General features: G+C 43.5%; 13 protein-coding genes. 7 read left to right on the forward strand and 6 right to left on the reverse strand.

The window, feature by feature from the left end; all coding sequences use genetic code 11:
- Window positions 1–81: 81 nt before the first annotated feature.
- Both QVP94_RS02920 and QVP94_RS02925 read right to left on the reverse strand, forming a co-directional pair.
- A complete protein-coding gene (locus QVP94_RS02920; protein WP_022191929.1) occupies window positions 82–3,669 on the reverse strand; it encodes a DUF6383 domain-containing protein in 3,588 nt (1,195 codons plus the stop codon).
- 970 nt (window positions 3,670–4,639) lie between these two features.
- Window positions 4,640–5,884: a TRM11 family methyltransferase gene (locus QVP94_RS02925; RefSeq protein ID WP_005860946.1), complete on the reverse strand. Its 1,245-nt coding sequence runs from the start codon at window positions 5,882–5,884 to the stop codon at window positions 4,640–4,642.
- A gap of 104 nt (window positions 5,885–5,988) precedes the next feature.
- On the opposite strand from QVP94_RS02925, the gene QVP94_RS02930 reads away from it, so the two are divergent.
- Both QVP94_RS02930 and QVP94_RS02935 read left to right on the forward strand, forming a co-directional pair.
- Window positions 5,989–6,282, forward strand: a complete 294-nt coding sequence (locus QVP94_RS02930; protein WP_005860945.1) for a helix-turn-helix transcriptional regulator — start codon at window positions 5,989–5,991, stop codon at window positions 6,280–6,282.
- Entirely contained in the window at window positions 6,272–7,018 is a 747-nt protein-coding gene (locus tag QVP94_RS02935; protein ID WP_005860943.1) for an MvaI/BcnI restriction endonuclease family protein, read from the forward strand. The genes QVP94_RS02930 and QVP94_RS02935 overlap by 11 nt, the downstream gene beginning before the upstream one ends.
- A 76-nt stretch (window positions 7,019–7,094) precedes the next feature.
- Here the strand turns inward: QVP94_RS02935 and QVP94_RS02940 are convergent, their stop codons facing one another.
- Window positions 7,095–8,054, reverse strand: a complete 960-nt coding sequence (locus QVP94_RS02940) for a PCMD domain-containing protein (protein ID WP_005860941.1) — start codon at window positions 8,052–8,054, stop codon at window positions 7,095–7,097.
- Window positions 8,055–8,186: 132 nt separating this feature from the next.
- On the opposite strand from QVP94_RS02940, the gene QVP94_RS02945 reads away from it, so the two are divergent.
- From QVP94_RS02945 to QVP94_RS02955, 3 genes are all read left to right on the forward strand, one after another.
- Window positions 8,187–9,629 (forward strand): Na+/H+ antiporter NhaC family protein, encoded by a 1,443-nt coding sequence (locus QVP94_RS02945; RefSeq protein ID WP_005860939.1) that lies wholly within the window; start codon window positions 8,187–8,189, stop codon window positions 9,627–9,629.
- 83 nt (window positions 9,630–9,712) lie between these two features.
- The gene (gene nhaC / locus QVP94_RS02950) at window positions 9,713–11,179 is read left to right on the forward strand and encodes a Na+/H+ antiporter NhaC (protein ID WP_005860937.1); all 1,467 of its coding nucleotides are present in this window, start codon (window positions 9,713–9,715) and stop codon (window positions 11,177–11,179) included.
- Complete coding sequence (locus QVP94_RS02955) at window positions 11,148–12,320, forward strand: dicarboxylate/amino acid:cation symporter (protein ID WP_005860935.1); 1,173 nt, start codon at window positions 11,148–11,150, stop codon at window positions 12,318–12,320. The genes nhaC and QVP94_RS02955 overlap by 32 nt, the downstream gene beginning before the upstream one ends.
- Here QVP94_RS02955 and QVP94_RS02960 read toward each other — a convergent pair whose 3' ends face one another.
- Window positions 12,321–12,866 (reverse strand): 3'-5' exonuclease, encoded by a 546-nt coding sequence (locus QVP94_RS02960; RefSeq protein ID WP_005860932.1) that lies wholly within the window; start codon window positions 12,864–12,866, stop codon window positions 12,321–12,323.
- An 84-nt stretch (window positions 12,867–12,950) separates the two neighbouring features.
- Window positions 12,951–16,184: a S41 family peptidase gene (locus QVP94_RS02965; RefSeq protein WP_005860930.1), complete on the reverse strand. Its 3,234-nt coding sequence runs from the start codon at window positions 16,182–16,184 to the stop codon at window positions 12,951–12,953.
- 458 nt (window positions 16,185–16,642) lie between these two features.
- Here QVP94_RS02965 and QVP94_RS02970 point away from each other — a divergent pair, with 458 nt between their 5' ends.
- Both QVP94_RS02970 and QVP94_RS02975 read left to right on the forward strand, forming a co-directional pair.
- Window positions 16,643–16,927 carry a LysO family transporter gene (locus tag QVP94_RS02970; RefSeq protein ID WP_172718840.1) on the forward strand — a complete coding sequence of 95 codons (285 nt, stop codon included), beginning with the start codon at window positions 16,643–16,645 and terminating at the stop codon, window positions 16,925–16,927.
- Window positions 16,917–17,540: a LysO family transporter gene (locus QVP94_RS02975; protein WP_005860926.1), complete on the forward strand. Its 624-nt coding sequence runs from the start codon at window positions 16,917–16,919 to the stop codon at window positions 17,538–17,540. The genes QVP94_RS02970 and QVP94_RS02975 overlap by 11 nt, the downstream gene beginning before the upstream one ends.
- Window positions 17,541–17,773: 233 nt before the next feature.
- On the opposite strand, the gene QVP94_RS02980 is transcribed toward QVP94_RS02975, so the two are convergent.
- On the reverse strand, window positions 17,774–21,214 hold the full coding sequence (locus QVP94_RS02980) for a DUF6383 domain-containing protein (protein ID WP_005860925.1): 3,441 nt from the start codon (window positions 21,212–21,214) through the stop codon (window positions 17,774–17,776).
- Between the last annotated feature and the right edge of the window lie 120 nt (window positions 21,215–21,334).

A 21,334-nucleotide genomic window follows, 5' to 3' on the forward strand; every position in this document is an offset into this window, starting at 1 on the left:
TTCCCGCCTGTTCATCCGTCACGGATTACTTGGATCGATACCCGCACGGGAATCGTATGATTATCTTATTTCGTTTATTTCTTATTTCACGATTGCCTTTACAGCCTCCTCACCATCAACAGCTACGGCTACGATACCGGCAGGTACAGCGATTGTAGCGTTATCGGAGGTAAGAACAGTCTCAGCGACAACCTTACCTAAGATATTCGTGATAACGATAGACTTACCGGCTGCGCCTTGAACGGTTACAGTACCGTTGCCGGCTACGATAGATACGCCTTCAGCGTTAGCGCCTTCGATAGATGTTACCATATCCTCAGCATCAGTCTTCTGATATGCGTTGAAGATCAAGGCACCGTCAGAACCAGTCTTAGCTGCATCAAACTTAGAATCACCACGAGTCAATACCAAGCAACCATTCTGCATCTTCAACCATGCGGCGTAAGAAGGAGCGATGGAGCCGGCTACAGCCTCATTGTAACCCTTAGTAGCTTTACCACCCAAAGAGATATAACCCTTGTTCTTATCCTTGCTGTCTACCAACACATCATCAAGAGTTGAAGTAGCACCCTCATTGTAGATGTTAGATTCGAACAAGAACTCATTAGCCTCACCTTCCTCAGCCGTTACGCCAGCCACATTAGACGGAGTTACATAACGGAATGACCATGTTACGTTCTTATGGTTGTCACCTTGCAAGTTCACGATATACTTCGTGTTGATCTTAGCTTTCGTGTATGCATCGATGATATCAGCTACGTCCAACTTAGCCGGATCCATATCCTTGAACTCATTTACCAAGATAAACAAGCTGTCGCCTGCGTGAATAGCCTTCACGAAACCTACGCGAGTGTAACCGCCATCAATATCCATATACGGAGTCTCCAATTCGTGATCCTTGATCATAGCGGAATCGCCAAAGCTTACCAAATACTTACCATAATGGAAACCAGCATGGGCCTTAGTAGCGTGAGAACACTCAGCGGCACTAACTTGATGACCCGCATTATCAAAGTGATTGTGTTCGTATGTACAAGGAACACCCGGAGTACCGGCTTGGTCGTTACGAGCCACAGAAACCAAATATTGAGGTTTGATGTTACCCAAGCCACGATTTACCCAAACAGAGTCGATGATGAATGCCAATTTGCCATTAGCCTTTTCCTTGTTCCAGATACCGGCGTAATCAACATCCTTATCCAGTAAGTTCTTGTTCCATTCATCCATCAAGTACTCACCACGAGTCTTCTCTACAAAGTACAAGCTATCAGCGGTTTCGTTCTCACCTAACACAGTGTTGTTAAAACGGCGGTATAATGGAGAGTCATCGATCTCTACAGCGAATGCAGAAGTACGGATTTCATTCTGGCCATTAAGCTTGTCATTCAAGTCACCTTCTGTCAAATCCAAGGTGTTATCATCAACAGAGACTTTAAGACTAGCATAGTTAGTTGAAGAACCACTAACCTCTTTAATGGTAGGCTCCTTATCTAAGACAGTCTTGCCATCTATTTTTCTGAAGAAATAAGCAGCATTCTTACTATTATCGTTAACATATCCGTTACCATCCTTATCATACATAGGGTAATAATAGTAAGTTTTCTTTACCATCTCTCCATTTTCCATAACATCATAAGATTCAGAAAATCGTCCCACAATATTATCACCACCCTCTAGCTCTTCTTCATTTATGTAGTACTTATAAACATTTGCCTTTACCAACGCATAGTAATGCTTACCATCGATGCAGTTATTCTCTTTCAAGAAGAATGGGGTCGCTTTTTTCTTCATCATGTATTTCTTAGCGACATCATCGTAAGACAAATAACGCTTCTCGCCATTAACAGCATTATATACATAATAAACGTTTCTCACTAATGTATCGCCAACACCGTACGTATCATTCTCTACAACCAATTCCAAACGGAAGTTTGACTTACCGTCGTTCTCGTCTACACGTACGATAGAATCCTTACCTGCCGGAGTGTACAGATATTTATCCAATGCCAAACCATGCAAGTAATTGAAAGTATAAGTCTGAACTTTAGCCTCATCAGCGGATACATATTTGTAACCTAACTTCTTGTCGGCAACCAATTCATCCGCAACTTTCTTGAAAGACAAGGTATCAGTTCCATCTCCGTAGAAACAGAATACATCATCACTACCTTCCACCTTAAAGAATTGAAGAGGAGAAGTAGTCTTTAATCTATCATTGAACTCACGGTTCGTGATATTTACTGTAGCCGTATTGGAAGTACCGTTCTTCTCAACTACCCATTGAGCGGCAGGTATATGATTGAAGTCTTGTCTCTTAGCTTGATATGTCCAACCGAAACTTCCGGCCAAGTTCGCCAAAGCGTAAGTGCCATTTTTCTCCGGTTGGTTTCCACCTGTAGATTTATACTGGATCGTATAGACACCATTAGGAATGGTTGTCAATGTCAAGCCTGTGAACTTCGTTCCGATCGTAACCTTTACGTTCTGATTTTCAGGAGCTGGATTTAACTCTGTTCCATCTTTTTCAGCCACACGAGTACCAACACCGTCTTTGTTTTTCTTAACATTGACAGTCAATACATTCATACCGTTCAATTGAGACATGTAGATGTACTCGTCTTTAACTGTTTCCAGTGGCTCTGACGTACCACTCTGAGTCCACGTAGAGTTGTTGTTCTCTTTCAAGAATGCTTTCCATTGATCGTCATTCTTATCACCTTTCTTATATTCATGAGCTACCTCCGCTACTTGAACATACAATTCTTCCTTCGCGGCATTGTAAGAAAACTTAAACTTGTATGAGCCGTCCAGACGTTTAGCCTTATCTGCATACTCCATATGGTCATAAGTATATTTCAAAAGCTTGTCGGATTCCGTACCGCCATAGTAAGCCGTATCAACAACTACATAAGCATCTTTCCCATCAAATTTTTGATCTTTAGCCTGTAAATAAACATAACCACCACCAGCATTCTGAGCGTTCAAAGCCGTAGCTGTCATCAAATTGCTCTGCCCTTTCGTAACTTCCGGATCCATGTTCAATCCAAAGAACAACTCAGCAGGTTTGTCCGTCTCTACTGATTGCAATAATGTATTCAAGTCATCAGCACCTAAAGGCATTGGAGTCTCACTAGGTTTCTCGCTCTTTAACGCAACTACCGTACCCAATTTATTCAAAGTCTTAGCCTTGACCAGATAATAACCAATCGCAGGATCATCAGCAATAGCCAAGATATAATCTCCGTTGTAAGAAACGATAGTATTTACATTATTTACCGTTTCACTCACCCATTCTGTAGCGGAGCCACCACCTAACGTAAGAGCGATCTTCTTTGAATTCTTCGTATCCTCCAAGTTGTAAGCCGTAGCAGGATCGACAGCCAAAGTCAAGCTTGTAGCCTTATTCACGAATGAATAAAGGTCTTTGCCTAAAGAGGTTTTCTTAGCAGAAACAGTCCAAGTAGCCTTGTTCAAGGAAGAAAGATTCGTTGAAACATTCGCCGAATTGTTCAATTTGCCGAATTGTTCTCCTGTCTCAACAGTCAAATATTTACTACTTTCTGTTCCCAACAAGATTACGTCGCCTTTCTTCGCATCAACCTGCGCACCTGCGGAAAATGCAGTCGCAAGCATGGCACTAGCCAGAAACGTTGTAAACTTTTTGTTCATAAATCGAAAATTTAATATTAATAATAGTGTTAATTAAATACCGTTCAACACTTTAAATCATCGACCACTACTCGAAAACGACTAGTCTAAACGATCGTCTAAATCTTGCGTTTTTTTAGTGTCGAAACGGGAGGTTTGTTGAAAGAATCGGTTGTTTCGTAGAGGATAACCTATCCTATTGATAAGAAAGAGAATAAGCGATAAAAAAATCGTCTGGAAGGGTTGCAAGTATCGAAGAAACGCGTACCTTTGCAAATGACTAAAAGAATCGATCGTTTAAACTAGTCGTTTCTATCCCATAAAAAATTCTCAAATATCAACGTATTTAACTATACATTAATGTACGAGCGTACATTAAAAGAACAATTCATTTCTACTTTCAATTATCTATTTATATTTTACTTCCAATACAGACTATTTCCCGCGAATCTCCCTGTCAGTAAAACAGCATTCATACAATCCTTTTGACCGAAATAAAGCGCATATCGTGACATAGCCTATTCGTAAAAGAGGCAAGATAATGGGAAAAAGGAGGTTGTAAGCGGCGTTTTATGCGGCAAAGTACTACTTTTTACACACGAGTATCGACAAAAGCCTACGCTATCGGTCGTGTTTGGCAACGCCAATAGTGCCGTTGGGCATCGTGAATAGTCAAGAATAGGGTCGTGAACTATCAAGAATAGCCATCATAACCCTGTCACTTCCCTATCGTAACCCATTGAGATAGGTTTTTCATCCCATAAAATAGGAATTAGGATGAGCTAGTTTCGCTAGAACAAAAGAGCATCTTTTGATATCCAACTATCCAACAAGCGATTAAATATATTTTAACTCAAATTTAAGAGTAGACTGTACATTCCCCCGCAATAATCGATTCTACGGGCGTTAAGATTACAAACTGTCAAAAAGAAAGAACTCGACACTAGGAGCCATTGGCTATCAATTCAGTCAAATAAAACAGCCTCTTTCCTTATTTCTTCTCCAATATGACTATATATTCATTGCACATCGTGCTAACCTTCTTCCCTGCCACATTAGTAGGACTTGTTTTGGAAGGCATCCTTTTGTTAGGTATTTCTCTAACAATAGTATCGATATGTGTAAAACCATTCTTCTCAAACATTTCAGCAGTAAAGTAATCTAATGGAATTTGAACCCCCTTAACCGTTCTGTTCCCTACGACATAACAAACGACTCCACCACTCTTTATTACAGATGCGACATTCTTTATAGAACAGCTATAATCATTAAGAAACGAGACCACTTCCAAATTTCTCTTTGGGTCAATGCTCTTTATTTCGTCCAGTTCAGATTTAATGCTTTTAGTCTCAAAAAGTTCCTCTTTCTGAACTCGTCCCCCCATTAGGAGATTATCTAGTGTTTTAGCATTTTCAAAATTGAACCATTCATTTGCCCACCTTGAAAATTGTCCATAAGCAACGGTTGTTCTACTATCGCCATAAGGCGGAGAGGTTACAACCATATCAACACTATTCGGCTGTATTATATCGGAAGGGATTTCTATAGTACTATTAAAGTCATAGATATCTATATTACATGGATATTTTATACTATTAAACTCCTCAAGTCCATTTATATTTCTTATAACCTTTTCTTCAAACAATCGAAAGACATCCGGTTTGAAGTCTTTAATTTTCTCTTCCTTCATCCTAAACCGCTTAAATTCTCCATTCCTCGTAAACGATACCTCTCTAACAGTCTCGGAAAGAGGGACTTTAAAGAAATCAGCGAAATCTAAAGCCACACATTCATTAATTACTTGATAAATATAAGAAAGGCGCAAAAGGCTATCTCTGGAATACCAATAAGTATAATTAGAAATATTATCGAAATTCTTATTCTTGACCTTATCTTCAGAATACTCAAAGAACAAGGCTTGCATCATTGAAAAAGTATCTCTGATACAAGATAAATCATAATGGGTTGTTTTTACATGGCTCATCAATCTAGCCAATGGATTAAGGTCTGTTCCTATCGCGTTTATACCTTTTATAGAAGCCTCAACTAACGATGTACCGCTTCCCATATATGGATCAAAAAGTAGCTCAACTCCATCCTCTGGCTTATATTCCTCTATTAGAGCTCTTGCTACTTGGGGAATCATCATCGCAGGATACGCATGATAGCAATGAGTAAATTCTTTGGTATCGGCATCCTTAAAGCTCCACCTATTATCAATCGTTCTTTTGTACATACCTTCCTTACTTATATTATGTGAGTGCAAATATACTCAATTGCTCACATATTGTGAGTACACAAGCATATATAAAACTATATTTTTGGGCAAAAATAACAATAATGATTAGAAAGACCGAGTATCAACTTGAAATCATCCTTAAGATAAAGGAGCTAAGAGAGGCCAACAATGTTAGCCAAAAAGAGTTGTCGAATCTCCTCGAAGTGGCTCCGGGCTTAATAGGGAGTATAGAAAGCCCTAAATTTCCACATAAGTACACCCTTAGTCAGATCTATAAAATATGCCACTATTTCAACATTACCATAGAACAGCTATTCATATCAGAGGAAGATTTTTCCAAAGATAGAGATATTATTGACTTACTCATATTTAATATAATACGTTATGGAGAATAAGGATTTTATTATTTCAAAGTTCAAAGAGGTTAAATCCTTGGAATATGTTCCAAGCAATAGAGCCAACAATACTGGGATTGGAAAAACATTTGAAGATTACATCGGAGTTGTCGAGAACAATTTAGACGAGCCCGATTTAGCTGGATTCGAAATAAAATCTCATCGCGGCGCTTCATGCTCTTACGTTACCCTATTCACTAAAAGCCCCTCATTTCCCAAACGTGCGAATGCTTATTTAAAAGATAAATTTGGCACACCTTATGAAGATGCACCATCTATAAATAGCTTGCATACGTCTATGTTTGCAAATAGCTATAACACATATATGAAGAAATATTCTTTTAAACTCCTAAACAACCCTGTCGCCAAGACAATATTAATAGGAGTATTTGACTTAAATACAAAAGAGCTGTTAGATTGTAGCGTAGGTTACACCTATCAAGACATTCAAAAAGCACTAACAAAGAAGCTAAAGAACTTATTATATGTAACTGCCCAAACGAAAAAAGAAGGAGGTAAGGAACTCTTCTACTTCAATAAAGCCGATATATATACAGAGCCATCATTTGAACGTTTTATATCACTCTTAACCGATGGGAAGATAATGTATGATATAAGAATCGGGAGCTATAAATCTGGCCCCAAATATGGTATGCCGCACGACCATGGGAGTGGATTCAGAATATTAGAGGCTAATATCAGACTATTATATTCTGATCACGAAACCATAGAATAAAACAAGCTACGCTTCATTTGTTGGCTTCTGTATCAAGACCGGAGACAAATACCATAGGGTTTCAACGATAATAGGATCAATATCCCAACCGGATATTATCTACCCAAAAGGTATTTCCCGGAGACCCTATGTATGAGCCTCCGTGACTGGAACAGAACTCTAAGATCATATGGGTTACCTCATCGTCCTCCGTTCCCCAGCCGATTTCTTGGATGGGCACATTCTTGCCTTTGCTGTTCAAGCTATAACGGGCGGACTCACCGAGTTGAAACCCCATATATTCTTCATAATCGCTACGTTTCGTGATATCGCCGTATAAGATCGTAAAACTGGCATCGTTTACCCAATCCGTATTTTCATCCATCCGGATTACCAGCGTACCGATACGCTTAGCATATATGTTCCCGTCCTTATCTTCCCAACGCTTCTGAAGAAAGAGATTCACCAAAGGCATATCAATGCCATTTACCTCCGATCTCTTGCTAAAACCACTCAATTTAATACGATTGGGATCACCGGAGAGTTTCACCTTATAATCGAATAACAAGGACGTAGGTTTTTGGTGAAACGGGATACCGCAAACGATCTGCCCCCACGTCTCCGAAGAATTCTTCGCCGGTTCCAGAAAACGGCCGAGATAGAGGCATCCACCGACCAGCACCTTCACGTTCATGATACCCATCGCCGAGATCGATTCTATACCCGTCTCCAGCCGTGCGCAATACCCCTCATCCCGTCTTTCGGGGTAGACACTGACGCTAGCTTTCGTAATCCCGCTCACCCTTGCCATCACGTTAGAACTGCCCCAAGGCGAAGCTTTCGGCTCAAAAGGTTTATTTCCGATAATCGTATCCATAGGGCCAACGCAGTAAAGAGTCTTTGTCTCCTTCCCGATAATAGCCGATTCCGTGATCTTACGTACCACCCACTGATCCAGATCGCCATAACGGATCACTTCCGTCTTTCGCTGGGCATATAGCGCCATACTCATCCCCAAAAAGACAAATAAATAGCCTAACCGATTATTTACTACCATAAGTTACCCTCCTATCCAAATCCTTTTTTATTTTTGCAGCGAAATTAATTAGAATCGATAACACAAGGCAAGTCCGTATAAAGAATTTATTCGGATTATCCATGATAAATAACAAACGAAGTGAATAAACCCATGGCAGAAAAGCCCCGGACACCCTCCATCGCGATCTCTTTACTACCCGTAGTGACATTAGTCATCATGCTGGCCGTAGCCATCTATATTTTCCGGGGCGATTCCCTTGGAGGAGCCAGCCAAATCGTATTATTGATAGCCACCTCGATCTGCTCTTTGATCGCCGTCTTTCATTGCAAGATCAAGTGGGAAGATATCGAGGGGCAAATCGCCCGTAACATCTATGGGATTGCACCGTCTGTCATCATCCTTTTATTGATCGGAACCCTATCGGGCAGTTGGATGGTAAGCGGGATCGTGCCGTCCTTGATCTATTATGGGTTGCAAGTCATGCAAACGGATTTCTTCCTCGTGGCCTGTTGCCTGCTATGCAGTATCGTATCGGTCATGACGGGTAGCTCGTGGACTACCATCGCCACCATCGGGATCGCCTTGATCGGGATTGGCGAGGCGCAAGGCTTCAGTACGGGGTGGGTAGCGGGAGCGATTATATCGGGCGCTTATTTCGGGGATAAGATGTCGCCGTTATCAGACACGACCGTATTGGCGGCCTCCGTAACGGACACGCCCCTTTTCACGCATATCCGGTATATGCTTTATACGACCGTTCCCTCTATGATCGTCACACTGATCGTATTCAGCATCGCCGGATTCTCGAGGGAGACAGCGGACGCATCCCAGATAGCCGCTTTCTCCGAAGCCTTGAAAGGCTCGTTCCATATCACGCCTTGGCTTATGATCGTACCGATCGTTACCGGAATCATGATCGCCAAGAAGACACCTTCGATCGTAGTGCTTTTCGCCTCCTCCATACTCGCCGGAATATTCGCCTTGATCTTCCAGCCAAACGCCTTATTGGAGATTTCCGGGATCACGGATAGCGGAATTATCGCCTATATCAAAGGCCTGCTGATGACTTTCTATGACAGCACGCAGATACAGACCGGCAACGAGGCCTTGAACTCTCTAGTCTCTACCCGGGGAATGGCCGGGATGATGAACACGATTTGGCTGATCATTTGCGCCATGTGTTTCGGCGGGGCCATGTCCGCTAGCGGCATGCTGGAAAGCATCACACGTATCTTCTTGCATTTCATGCGAGGCCGTACCAGCATGGTCGCCTCTACCGTCGTGTCCGGATTATCCTTGAACATCTGCACGGCGGACCAGTTCATCGCCATCATCCTGAACAGCGAAATGTTTAAAGAAGTATATAAGCAACGGGGATTCGAGAGCCGCCTGCTTAGCCGGACAACGGAAGACTCCGTCACCGTCACCTCCGTGCTGATCCCGTGGACGACTTGCGGCATGACGCAATCTACAATCCTTGGCGTATCTACTTGGACTTATTTCCCTTATTGCATCTTTAATATCGTCAGCCCGTTTATGAGCATTCTTATAGCGGCAACCGGTTATAAGATCGTCCAAAAGACTGTGAAATAAGGAAATCAATCTATAATTCATAGCGTTATTCAAGGTATTTTTAGTATTTTCGCACCATCATTATTTAAGCGACTGAATGAACAATGGAAAATCATCTTAAGAAGATGCCCTCCCCTCTACTTTCACTAGTGCCTATCCTCGTGCTGGTAGCTCTTTTGTTTGTAACCATACGCACTTTTGGCAGCGACGCGTTGAGCGGCGGAAGCCAAGTCGTATTACTTACCACCACGGCGGTGGCCTCCCTTTTGGCCATGATCTTCTGCAAAGTCAAATGGCGTGATATAGAAGAGGCGATATGTAAAAACATATTGGGAGTGGCCACAGCTATAATTATCCTATTGTTGATTGGCGCTTTATCCGGTAGCTGGATGATCAGCGGTATCGTCCCGACCTTGATTTATTACGGGATGCAAATCATCCATCCGAGTTTCTTTCTGGCCTCTTGTTGCGTGATCTGCGCTGTCGTATCCGTTATGACCGGTAGCTCGTGGACTACCATCGCCACGATCGGTATCGCCTTGATGGGTATCGGCGAGGCACAGGGCTTCGCTACGGGATGGGTAGCCGGAGCGATCATCTCGGGCGCTTATTTCGGGGATAAGATCTCACCGCTCTCGGACACGACGGTATTAGCTTCTTCTGTAACGCATACCCCTTTGTTCTCCCATATCCGGTATATGATGCTTACGACAATACCGTCTATGGTGATCACGTTGATTATCTTTACCATAGCGGGTTTTACGCATACCTCGAACGCATCCGGGCAAATAGCCGAGTTTGCCGCCTCGTTGAACGAAAGTTTTAATATCTCGCTCTGGCTACTGATCGTACCGGTGGTAACGGGTATATTAATCGCCAAGAAAGTACCGTCTTTGATCACCTTGTTTATCTCGACAGCGATGGCGGGGGTGCTCGCGATCTTTTTCCAGCCTCATTTATTGCAAGAGGTAGCGGGAGCATCGGTAGCGGATGCCTCCTCCCTGTTTAAGGGATTATTCATGACATTCTACGGGAGTACCCAAATCGATACGGGCAACGAGGCCTTGAACAGCTTGGTCGCCACCCGGGGTATGGCGGGTATGATGAATACGATCTGGCTGATCATCTGCGCCATGTGCTTCGGTGGTTCCATGACGGCCAGCGGTATGCTGGAAAGCCTTACGTCCGTATTCCTGCGCTTTATGAAACGGAGGGTCGGCATGGTGGCGTCTACCGTATTCTCCGGTTTATTCTTGAATATCGTTACGGCCGATCAATACATATCTATTATCCTTACCGGAAATATGTTCAAGGATATCTACAAGAAAAAAGGATATGAGAGTCGCCTGTTAAGCCGTACGACGGAAGATTCCGTAACCGTAACGTCCGTGCTGGTACCGTGGAACACCTGCGGCATGACGCAAGCCACGATATTAGGCGTAGCGACCCTGACGTATCTTCCTTATTGCTTCTTTAACCTGATCAGTCCGTTGATGAGTATTACGATGGCCGCCATTGGCTTCAAAATAAAGCAACACCATGAAGAAGATCAGAGTATCATTGTTAACTAAAGTCGTTATCGCTATCGCCGCCGGCGTATTGTTCGGCCAGTTTTTACCGGGAGGAATCGCACGTATCTTTGTAACCTTCAATTCATTGTTCGGCAACTTCCTATCGTTCTCCATCCCTCTAATCATATTGGGGCTGGTGACTCCCGCTATAGGAGATCTGGGCAAAGGAGCCGGAAAGCTATTATTGATAACCGCCTTGATCGCTTACGGTTCAACAGTCTTCTCGGGTTTCTTCACGTTCCTGAGCGGATCGGCTATATTCCCGCACATACTACCGACCAACACGGAATTGACGGCGATGGAGAATCCGGAAGATTTCATGCTGACACCTTACTTCGTGGTAAATATGCCGCCTTTAATGGATGTCATGACAGCCTTGCTGCTATCCTTTACGATTGGCCTAGGGCTTTCTAATATAGCGGGAACCACCCTGCGTGACTCTTTCACGGATTTCAAGGAAATTATCATTAAGCTAATCGAGGTGGTTATCATCCCGTTATTACCGCTCCATATTTTCGGTATCTTCCTGAACATGACCGTGAGCGGACAAGTCATGAGTATTATCACGATGTTCCTCAAGGTTATCATAGTCATCTTTGCCTTACATGTATTATTGTTATTGATTCAATTCACGATAGCCGGAGCCATAGCCGGGAAGAATCCGCTCCGCCTCTTGAAGAATATGTTACCGGCCTACGCTACGGCTCTAGGGACCCAATCCTCCGCCGCCACGATTCCCGTGACACTGGCGCAGGCTGTCAAGAATGGCGTACGGGAGAATATAGCGATCTTTACCGTTCCGCTTTGCGCCACGATCCATCTGGCAGGTAGCACCATGAAAATCGTAGCTTGCGCTATGGCTATCATGATCATGGCGGGAGAACCGGTTACCTTCTCCAATTTCAGCGGATTTATCATGATGCTGGGAATTACGATGGTAGCGGCTCCGGGGGTTCCGGGAGGGGCTATTATGGCCGCTTTGGGTATCTTGCAAAGTATGCTGGGATTCAATGAGACGCTGCAAGCGTTAATGATCGCCCTTTATATTGCCATGGATAGTTTTGGCACCGCTTGCAACGTGACGGGAGATGGCGCTATCGCTGTCGTGGTGGATAAAATAGCCGGGAAAAACACCCCATAGTTACCTAGAGTAGCAGGAAGCCATAAGCGCCTCCAAGGTATCGACCTCTTTTTCCCGCATCATCGTAAGGGCGATATGGGCACAGGCGTAAGCGTCGGCCATGGCGTTATGATGTCGGGTAAGGTCGTAACCGCAGTGGGCGGCTACTGTCTGCAACTGATGATTTACCAGAAATGGGTACATCTTCCGGGAGAGACGGCAAGTGCAATAGAAGGAATATTTCGGATAGGCTAAGTCATACACCTCGTGGGCGGCTTTCAGGCATCCCTCATCAAACGGACTGTTATGGGCAACAAGGGGGAGATCCTTTAGTTTCGGGGCGATGCTTTCCCAAGCCTCCTCGAAACATAACGCGTCATTCGTATCCTCAGCAGTCAATCCATGTATGGCCGTAGTCCAACGGGTATAGAAATTAGGGGTAGGACGTACCAAGGTATAAATGCTATCTACTACCCAGTCATCCTCCAATATGGCGATACCTATACTGCAAATACTGCTCCGCTTTCCATTAGCGGTCTCAAAGTCAATGGCTGCGAATCGTTCCATAGATAGATTACTAGTTTTTAATCCGTTTACTATTTATTTATTTGTAGAGACGGGGCGTGCCCCGTCTCTACAAATAACCTCTCATTATTTATGGCTCCAGTCCCTTGGTGCGGGGACAGGGGCTAGCGGTTTGCGTTCTTTTAATTGTTTCATGACTTCCTCGATAGCACGGTCTAACTGTTGATCCTCACCGTTCCATTCCTTGATGGGGTCGTTATCGATCAAGATATCCGGATCCACACCATGGTTCTCGATAATCCAGTTACCCGTCTTCGGATCATAGCTCGTGAAGAAAGGCACACGGATATCCGTACCGTCCATATAAGGAAGCGGGCCGCTAATACCGATGATACCTCCCCAAGTACGGGTTCCAATCAATTTACCTAAGCTAAGCGCACGGAAGCCCCACGGGAACAAATCGCCATCGGAAGCGGAATACTTATTGATCAAGCAAACTTTCGGGCCGACCTGTACGGCATCCGGCACGGTCCCGATCAAAGAAGAACCCCGACGCATCGTCAAACGATACGGCTCACGAGACAGACGTTCCAGAATCATCGGGGAGACATTTCCACCGCCATTCGCACGATCATCGATAATCAAACCCTCCTTATCCAATTGCGGATAGAAATAGCGGGAGAACTCATTCAAGCCTTCCGGCCCCATATCCGGGATATAGATATAACCGACCTTACCGTTCGTCGCCTTATCCACCTTCTTGATATTATCTTGGATCCAATTATAATGATACAAAGAATACTCTTCCGCCAACGGACTGACTACGATCTTACGAGCGCCCGCCAACTGAGGCTTGCTATTCAAAGACAACTCGGTCGGAACGTTCGCCTTTCCGATCAACAACTTATACATATCGTTCACGCTATTCGTAGGTACTCCGTCTATAGCGACGATATACTCTCCGGCCTTCGCCTCAACACCCGGCTCTGTCAATGGAGAACGTAATTCCTTACTCCAAGAAGCCCCCGGCAGGATCTTTTCCAAGCGGAAGAAACCACTCTTATCCCGAGAAACCTCAGCACCTAGCAGACCCATAGATACCCGTTTAGGACTTTCCACCTCACCGGGGTTCACATAAGCATGCCCTACTCCCAGCTCGCCGATCATCTCGCCAATAATATAATTCAAGTCCAAACGTGTTTTCACGTAAGGAAGAAGGGCGGCGTATTTCTCCTTGATCGCCTTCCAATCCTTGCCATGCATATTCTCCAGATAGAAACCATCCCGGAAAGCACGCCAAGCCTCATCGAAGATTTGCGCCCATTCCTTCGTATAGTCTACCGTGATCTTCATATTCGCCAGATTAACCGGCTTGCTTAAATTCGCTTTACCCTTCGGTATATCGGTTACGAATAGTTGATCGTCCTTAAAGAAAACAGCTTTCTTGCCAGCCGGATCAACCATCATAGCGGCATCGCTAACGGTTTCCTCTTTCTGTTTCTTCAAGTCAAACATCTTCATGCCGCCTTTCGTGAAATAATACACGTTCGTTCCATCGGAATAAAGATCGTAGTAATTCGATCCCGGCAAGGGGAGCTTAACGATTCGATCCGTGATACCCTCTATATCAATCTTTACGACCGGAGTAGAAGCCTCATTCTTTGTCTCGTCCTTTTTAGAGGCATCCGCTTTCGCTGGGGTAGATTCAATGGCGACCTCCGCATCCGTTTCCATAAACGGGGAAGCGGTATCCTTAGACAATAACGCCAGATATACGCCACCCATATTATTATACACATGATTCCATTCCGTTTGGCTATACGTAGGATTGAAATCACGGGCGGAAGTGAATACCAGATATTTGCCATCCGTACTGAATACCGGAGAATAAGACTCGTACCATTTATCGGTCACGGGATATTCTTTCTTACCCGCGATATCGTAGACATAGACGATCGAGAAATTATTATCGGACACACGGGAATAAGTCAACCAATTATTATCCGGAGAGAAACTTACGTTGCGGGCTTCACCTAACAGACTTTGTGAGATAGTTGTTAGCTGTTTGTTAGATACGTCCAAAAGATTGATCCGATTCTTACGATCCGTATAGACAATCTTCTTGGAATCCGGACTCCACTGGAAAGTACGGATATACGTATCGTTATTCTTGGTCAACTGGGTAGGCTCGCCCCCCTCGGAATCTTGGAGATACAGCTCGGTCTCGCCGGTAGCGTCGGAGATATAGGCTATATGTTTTCCGTCCGGAGACCATTGAGCGTCACGTTCGTGCGCTCCCGGAGTACGGGTGATATTTTTCGTAACCCCTTTATCTACCGGGATATTGAATACCTCGCCACGAGCTGTCACCACCATACGCTCACCTTTTGGGGAGAGGCTGGCACTCGTGATATATTTGGAGCCATCCTTGATCTCGCTACGTGCGTAGACATTATCGGAGGCGAGGGTTACGTTCACTTTCTCCGGTTTCTTCGACGCCGCATCCATCTTATAGATATAGCCTCCATTCTCGAAAACGATCGTATTGCCGAAGCTGCTAGGGAATTTCACGTCGTACTCGGTGAAGTTCGTCACCTTACTTATTTGTTTTGTCTTCGTATTGTAAACGAACAAGTTCATCGTGTAATCCCGATCCGAAAGGAAATAGATCTCATCACCAATCCACATCGGAAAGATATCTTGCGCCTCATTGTTCGTGATATTCTCTACACTTTTCTTCTCCGGATTATACACCCAGATATCATCGGCCATACCACCCTTATAGTATTTCCATGTACGGAACTCACGCATTACCCGGTTGTAAGCCAATTGTTTTCCGTCGGACGAATAGCTACAAAAGCCGCCCTCGGGCAAGGGAACCACCTCGGAAAGGCCACCTTCTTTATTTACCGTATATAACTTACCGGAGAACCCATCGCTGATGCGGTTGCGGTAAACAATACCATTACCGTCCGGTGTCCAAGTCATCACGATATTATTCGGGCCCATGCGATCGCCCAGATCGTCACGGCTATTCGTAGCCGTGTAAGTGATACGCAATGGCTCACCGCCGGAAGAGGGCATCGTGTACACTTCCGTGTTACCGTCGTACTGTCCCGTAAAAGCGATCGTCTTACCATCCGGGGAGAAACGGGGAAACATCTCATACCCCACATACGATGTCAATCGCTGTGCCTCACCACCTGTAGCCGGGACCTTATATAAATCGCCAGCGTACGAGAATACAATCTCTGAACCATTTGTAGCCGGAAAGCGCATTAATCTCGCCTCATCCGCCGCCATCAACAACGTAGGGATAGCGGCAGCCGCCAATGCTGTTAAAATCATTCTTTTCCTCATAACCAATCTTATCTTTTAATCATATCTGTTCTATCCGTTTTTAGTTGGCCCAATAGCGGGTAGGACCTCAAATGTACATAAAAAGATCCAAAATCCAAGTCAAGTCCCTTATATATCCGATCCTAGAAAAAGTTTTAGAATCTCTAATTTATTACTACCTTTGCACCGGAAATCAAACAATGATACAAATAAGATGAACAAGAAGCTTCTGAACAACTCAAAAAGATGGTATACCCGAGCTTTCTCGGGTAACACGATCGTGCATGTTCATTGGTTCAGCGGTTTTGTCTAAATCCATTCATACTCTTCTTGAGAGGACTTCTTTTTATAGTTCTCTTCTACACCTACATCTAGGTATTAATTGCACTCAAGTTTAACTTCTGCGGAAAAGAGGGAGTATTCGTATGCTTCGTTTCCGGGGAAAGGATGTCTTGCGCATCTCAAAATACAATATGCTTATGTTTATCATTCTAGGTCTATTAGGTCTGGGGATAAGCGTCGGTTATTTATGCCGACACGTCCCCGCTTTCAAGGGATTGGAACATTCCATCTCTTATACGATTTTCGCGATGTTGTTCATATTTGGTATTACCATAGGAGCCAACCAATCTTTGCTGAATAATATTGGTGAGTTTGGAATACAAGCTGCCATACTAGCTATTTGCGGAGTATTGGGAAGTCTGGTAGCATCTTTTATCGCTTATAAATTATTTATCAAGAAAGGAGGTCTCAATGAAAAATAACCTAATCGTTATCTTATGTTTCACAGCGGGAATCTTTTGCGGAACCTTCGCCAACACGACTATCTCCACGTATTGCGAAAAACTACCGCAATTCTTGCTATACGCTCTCGTTATCCAAGTAGGATTGAATCTGGGAGCAAACGCCGAATTAGGAAAGATGGTAAAGGATATCCGGTTTTCCAGTTTGTTACTGCCGTTCTTTACGATCATCGGCACGTTAGTATTCTCTGCGGCGGCGAGTTTGTTATTGACCTCGTGGAATATATATGATTGTATGGCTGTAGGAAGCGGATTCGCTTATTATTCCTTATCCTCCTTGCTTATCGTACAACTGAAAGAGGCGTCGGCAGGGATAGAAATCGCTTCGCAACTCGGGGCTATCGCGTTATTGGCTAATATCATCCGGGAAATGTTAGCTTTATTCGGGGCACCGTTGTATGCCTCTTTCTTTGGTAAATTCGCTCCGGTATCCGTGGCGGGAATCAATTCTATGGATGTTTGTCTTCCCGTTATCAGCCGGTATTCCGGAAAGAATATCGTACCTGTGGCTATTATTCACGGGATTATCCTCGAGATCAGCGTGCCGTTGCTTATCTCGCTCTTTTGCAAGTAGAAGCAGGATTTATCCTCAACACCCGCTATAAACACAAAAGAGGATGCGTACATTATATCGACGCATCCTCTTGTTCCTTTATCCGTACTTCCTCCTCACGGAGGTACTTACGGACCTCTTAATTTATTACTTTAGTATTAATATTAATCCAACTCCCGCCTGTTCATCCGTCACGGATTACTTGGATCGATACCCGCACGGGAATTGTATGATTATCTTATTTTGTTAAATTCTTATTTAACGATAGCCTTAACAGCTTCCTCACCATCAACAGCCACAGCTACGATACCGGCAGGCACGGAGATTGTAGCGTTATCGGAAGTAAGAACGGTCTCAGCGATTACCTTACCCAAGATATTCGTGATAACTACAGACTTACCAGCTGCGCCTTGAACGGTTACGGTACCGTTACCGGCTACTACAGAGATACCTTCTACAGCATCGATTGTTTCGTTATCTGTTGCGATATCATCACCTTGCTCCACATTGAAGATCAAAGCATCGTCACCACCTGTATTCATCTCATCGAAATTAGAAGAACGATCATCAGACAGAACTAAACAACCATTCTGCATTCTCAACCAAGCCGCATATGTAGGAGCGATGTCACCCATAGCAGAATTATTGTAACCAGGAACATGTTTACTCTTCATAGACTCGAACAAGAATGCTCTATCAGCTTCTACCTCATTAGCGGCAACTTCCTTGTTTACGAAACGCATAGACCAAGTCACATACTTATGGTTATCACCAGATAAGATATATTTGTGTGAAACAAATTCATCTTCAGATACTCCAGCCTTCTTAGCCGCAGTCCAAGCATCCTCCTCAGCCTTGTTCAAATCAGCGAAGTTGATCTTCTCGTTCGGTAAGTTCTTGAACTCATCTCTCAAGATATACAAAGTATCAGCTACACGGATAGCTTCCACGAAACCTGCACGATCATATTTCTTCCACATGTAGTCAGCATCTTGCTCCCCATTTGATAATGTTGACCAACCATATTTATTAGCGAAATCATGGAAATTGATCAAATATTTACCTCTTTCAAAGCCCGGAACAGCCGGTTTTGCGTGAACGCAATGCCATTTATCTGTCGGTTTACCTTCTGCGGTAAAGTGATGGTCATCTTCCGTACAAGGTACGCCTTCAACTCCTTCGAAATCGTTACGATCAATCGAGATCAAATATTGAGGCTTGATATTACCAGAACCACGGTTTACCCATGCGGTATCAACGATGAATGACAAACCATCCTCAGTCTTATCCGGAGTATAAATACCTAAGAAGTCAATACCTTCTTTCATGAAGTTCTTATTATTCTCAACCTGCAAGTATTCTTTACGGTATTTCTCGATAAAACGTAAAGTATCGGCCTTGTCACCTTCATTACCTTCAAGTTCAAGAGAACTGAAACGACGGTAAAGCGGAGTGTTGTCCGGTTCGATAGCGAAAGCGGAAGTACGAGTCTCACTCAATATTTGATCCTTTAAAGTAGCGGCACCGTCATAATCGGATACGCCTGCTTTTTTATAACCTAACTCATATTTTGTTGCAGTACTATTAGCTTTTACAATCGCATAATAATGCTTTCCACCGATATGATTGTTTTCCTTGAAGAACGCATAATAAATCACATCAGATTGCTGATGGCCAGTAGCACTAGAACCTACATTAAACTTATCTTCCTTATTCACTTTCCATTGGCTAAGATCACCCTTGTTATCCTTATAAGAAACTTTATAAGCCGTTCTCACAAGAGTCTTCAAGCCCTTAATACGATTCTTAGCTACGTCCTCGCTAACCTTATAACCGTAAGGAATATCTACAGTAGCAAACACCTTTGAGTTATTACTCCAACTCTCAACCAATGTATCAATTACGAAAGCATCTTTTCCATCCAACACAGTCAACGTAGAGTCTGTAGATTTAGCGATGTATTTATCCGTAGCATAAGGATGCCAATAGTTAAACGTATATTTGTTAACCAACAAAGAATCCTTCTCTAACTTTCTGTAACCTAAGTACGGGTCAGAAATAGAAGCTTCCGGAACTTTCTCGAAGAACAAAGAGTCTACATCAACATATCCATACTCCGCTGTAAGTTTATCTCCATATACAAACATATAAGAGCCACCCTCCGCTTTTCTTAACTGAACAGTGGAATAAACAGCAGTTTTATATTGCTCTGGCTGACCATCATTATCAAGATCTATATTTGTAACATTATCCGCATATTCACGGTTAGAGATAGTAACCGGAGACACAGCCTTCACCTTATCGTTGCTCGTATTCTTCTTCAACACAACCCATTGGTAAGCCGGCATATGAGCGACACTCTGCTCATCCCCATTCACTGTTGTCCAACGGATAGTACCATCCTCATAGATCGGAGAAGCTAAATACTGTCCTTTCTTATTCTTGATGAAGTAAACGCCATCGTCAACAGAAGTCTTGGATGAACCCTTTTCCTCACATCCGCTAAGACCCAAAGAAATATGAGTGTTCTGGTCCTCTGGATCAACTGTCAAAATACAAGTTTCATCTTTAATCAAGTCTTGCAAAGAAACACGCCAGTATTCATGCTCGTTAGCCGGAGTAGCCGTAACGTGCGTATTCCAATACTTGCCATCATTATTCCAAGTAACTTTTTTCACATAGATGTACAAGCTATCGCCACTCGGAGAATAGATAAATTTGAACTGGTGCTGAGCACGTAATTCAGAGCTAATAGAACTGTAAGCATCAGCTTTATCCTTTGCTTTCTCTGTCCAACCGTAAGCTAAGAACTTTGTACCTGTCTCATTCGTATAAGCCGTATCAACTTTCAAATAAGCGTCTTTATCCTTTTGCTTGATGAAAAGCCATTTGTTATTATCTTTATCCTCTGCGATAAACTTCTGCTCATTGAACGGATTCTTTAAGCTAGTACCTTTCACGTCCGGAGTGAAAGTCAATTGTACTCCAGCCTTGTTATCTTGAAGAAGACCCAACTTCGTATTTACTTGATCTTCGCTCAATGCGATTTGTGCTGCGCCAACCAAAGCAAAGTTAGTCACATCAGCGGCGTTTGAAGTGGCATCTATTTGATTAGCACCCCACTTGGCAACCTTAACAGCTCCGGTAGTAGGATCCGCTTTCAAACCAACAATTGAGTCCGTTGAGAAATAAGAATACAAAGGTCTCTTTTCTTCCAAATCCTTGTATGAGCGAGAGAATGCCCAACCTGCGATCTCACCACCTAAAACAGGTTTCCAAGCACCATTCGTACCATTCTCAGTCTTCTCATGGCCAGCCATTGTCAAATCCAACATAGTTCCAGACAATTTATTCTGGAAGTCATAAATAGGAGCTTGACCTTGATTATAATTAGAGACAGAAACACACCACAATGTAGCCTCTAAGTTATTTTTAGCTTCGCTTGCACTATAAACACGTAGTTCATAATCACCTGTTCCACGATTTAGCTCCATCGCAAGATAAGCAGGAGTAGTGCCATCCATGACCTTCAACTGATAAAGACCAGAATTAGCTCCCTCCTTCAAACCACCTAAACGCCATTCTTGACCCAATACAGTTTCCGGGTCTACTCGACTTGGTGTAGTCTGTGCATTAACAGACATAACACTTAACAGCGCCATACCTGCCAAAAGAGTAGAAAACTTCTTGTTCATAAATTCAAAATTTAATATTAATAATAGTGTTAATTAAAGTCCATCCCGTCATTTAGCACCCTTGTTTTTTTCGAAAACGACTAGTCTAAACGATCGTTTAGACTAGCCGTTTCTATCTAT

The sequence above is a fragment of the Parabacteroides sp. CAG:2 genome (assembly GCF_000436315.1).
In the GTDB taxonomy this organism is placed as follows: domain Bacteria; phylum Bacteroidota; class Bacteroidia; order Bacteroidales; family Tannerellaceae; genus Parabacteroides; species Parabacteroides distasonis.

Bases quoted from the DNA above. Each gene is read 5' to 3' on its own strand.
- QVP94_RS02945 (WP_005860939.1), top strand. From the start codon at position 8,187: ATGGCAGAAAAGCCCCGGACACCCTCCATCGCGATCTCTTTACTACCC.
- QVP94_RS02980 (WP_005860925.1), bottom strand. From the start codon at position 21,214: ATGAACAAGAAGTTTTCTACTCTTTTGGCAGGTATGGCGCTGTTAAGT.
- QVP94_RS02975 (WP_005860926.1), top strand. From the start codon at position 16,917: ATGAAAAATAACCTAATCGTTATCTTATGTTTCACAGCGGGAATCTTT.
- QVP94_RS02960 (WP_005860932.1), bottom strand. From the start codon at position 12,866: ATGGAACGATTCGCAGCCATTGACTTTGAGACCGCTAATGGAAAGCGG.
- QVP94_RS02930 (WP_005860945.1), top strand. From the start codon at position 5,989: ATGATTAGAAAGACCGAGTATCAACTTGAAATCATCCTTAAGATAAAG.
- QVP94_RS02940 (WP_005860941.1), bottom strand. From the start codon at position 8,054: ATGGTAGTAAATAATCGGTTAGGCTATTTATTTGTCTTTTTGGGGATG.
- QVP94_RS02965 (WP_005860930.1), bottom strand. From the start codon at position 16,184: ATGAGGAAAAGAATGATTTTAACAGCATTGGCGGCTGCCGCTATCCCT.
- QVP94_RS02935 (WP_005860943.1), top strand. From the start codon at position 6,272: ATGGAGAATAAGGATTTTATTATTTCAAAGTTCAAAGAGGTTAAATCC.
- QVP94_RS02970 (WP_172718840.1), top strand. From the start codon at position 16,643: ATGTTTATCATTCTAGGTCTATTAGGTCTGGGGATAAGCGTCGGTTAT.
- QVP94_RS02920 (WP_022191929.1), bottom strand. From the start codon at position 3,669: ATGAACAAAAAGTTTACAACGTTTCTGGCTAGTGCCATGCTTGCGACT.
- QVP94_RS02955 (WP_005860935.1), top strand. From the start codon at position 11,148: ATGAAGAAGATCAGAGTATCATTGTTAACTAAAGTCGTTATCGCTATC.
- nhaC (WP_005860937.1), top strand. From the start codon at position 9,713: ATGGAAAATCATCTTAAGAAGATGCCCTCCCCTCTACTTTCACTAGTG.
- QVP94_RS02925 (WP_005860946.1), bottom strand. From the start codon at position 5,884: ATGTACAAAAGAACGATTGATAATAGGTGGAGCTTTAAGGATGCCGAT.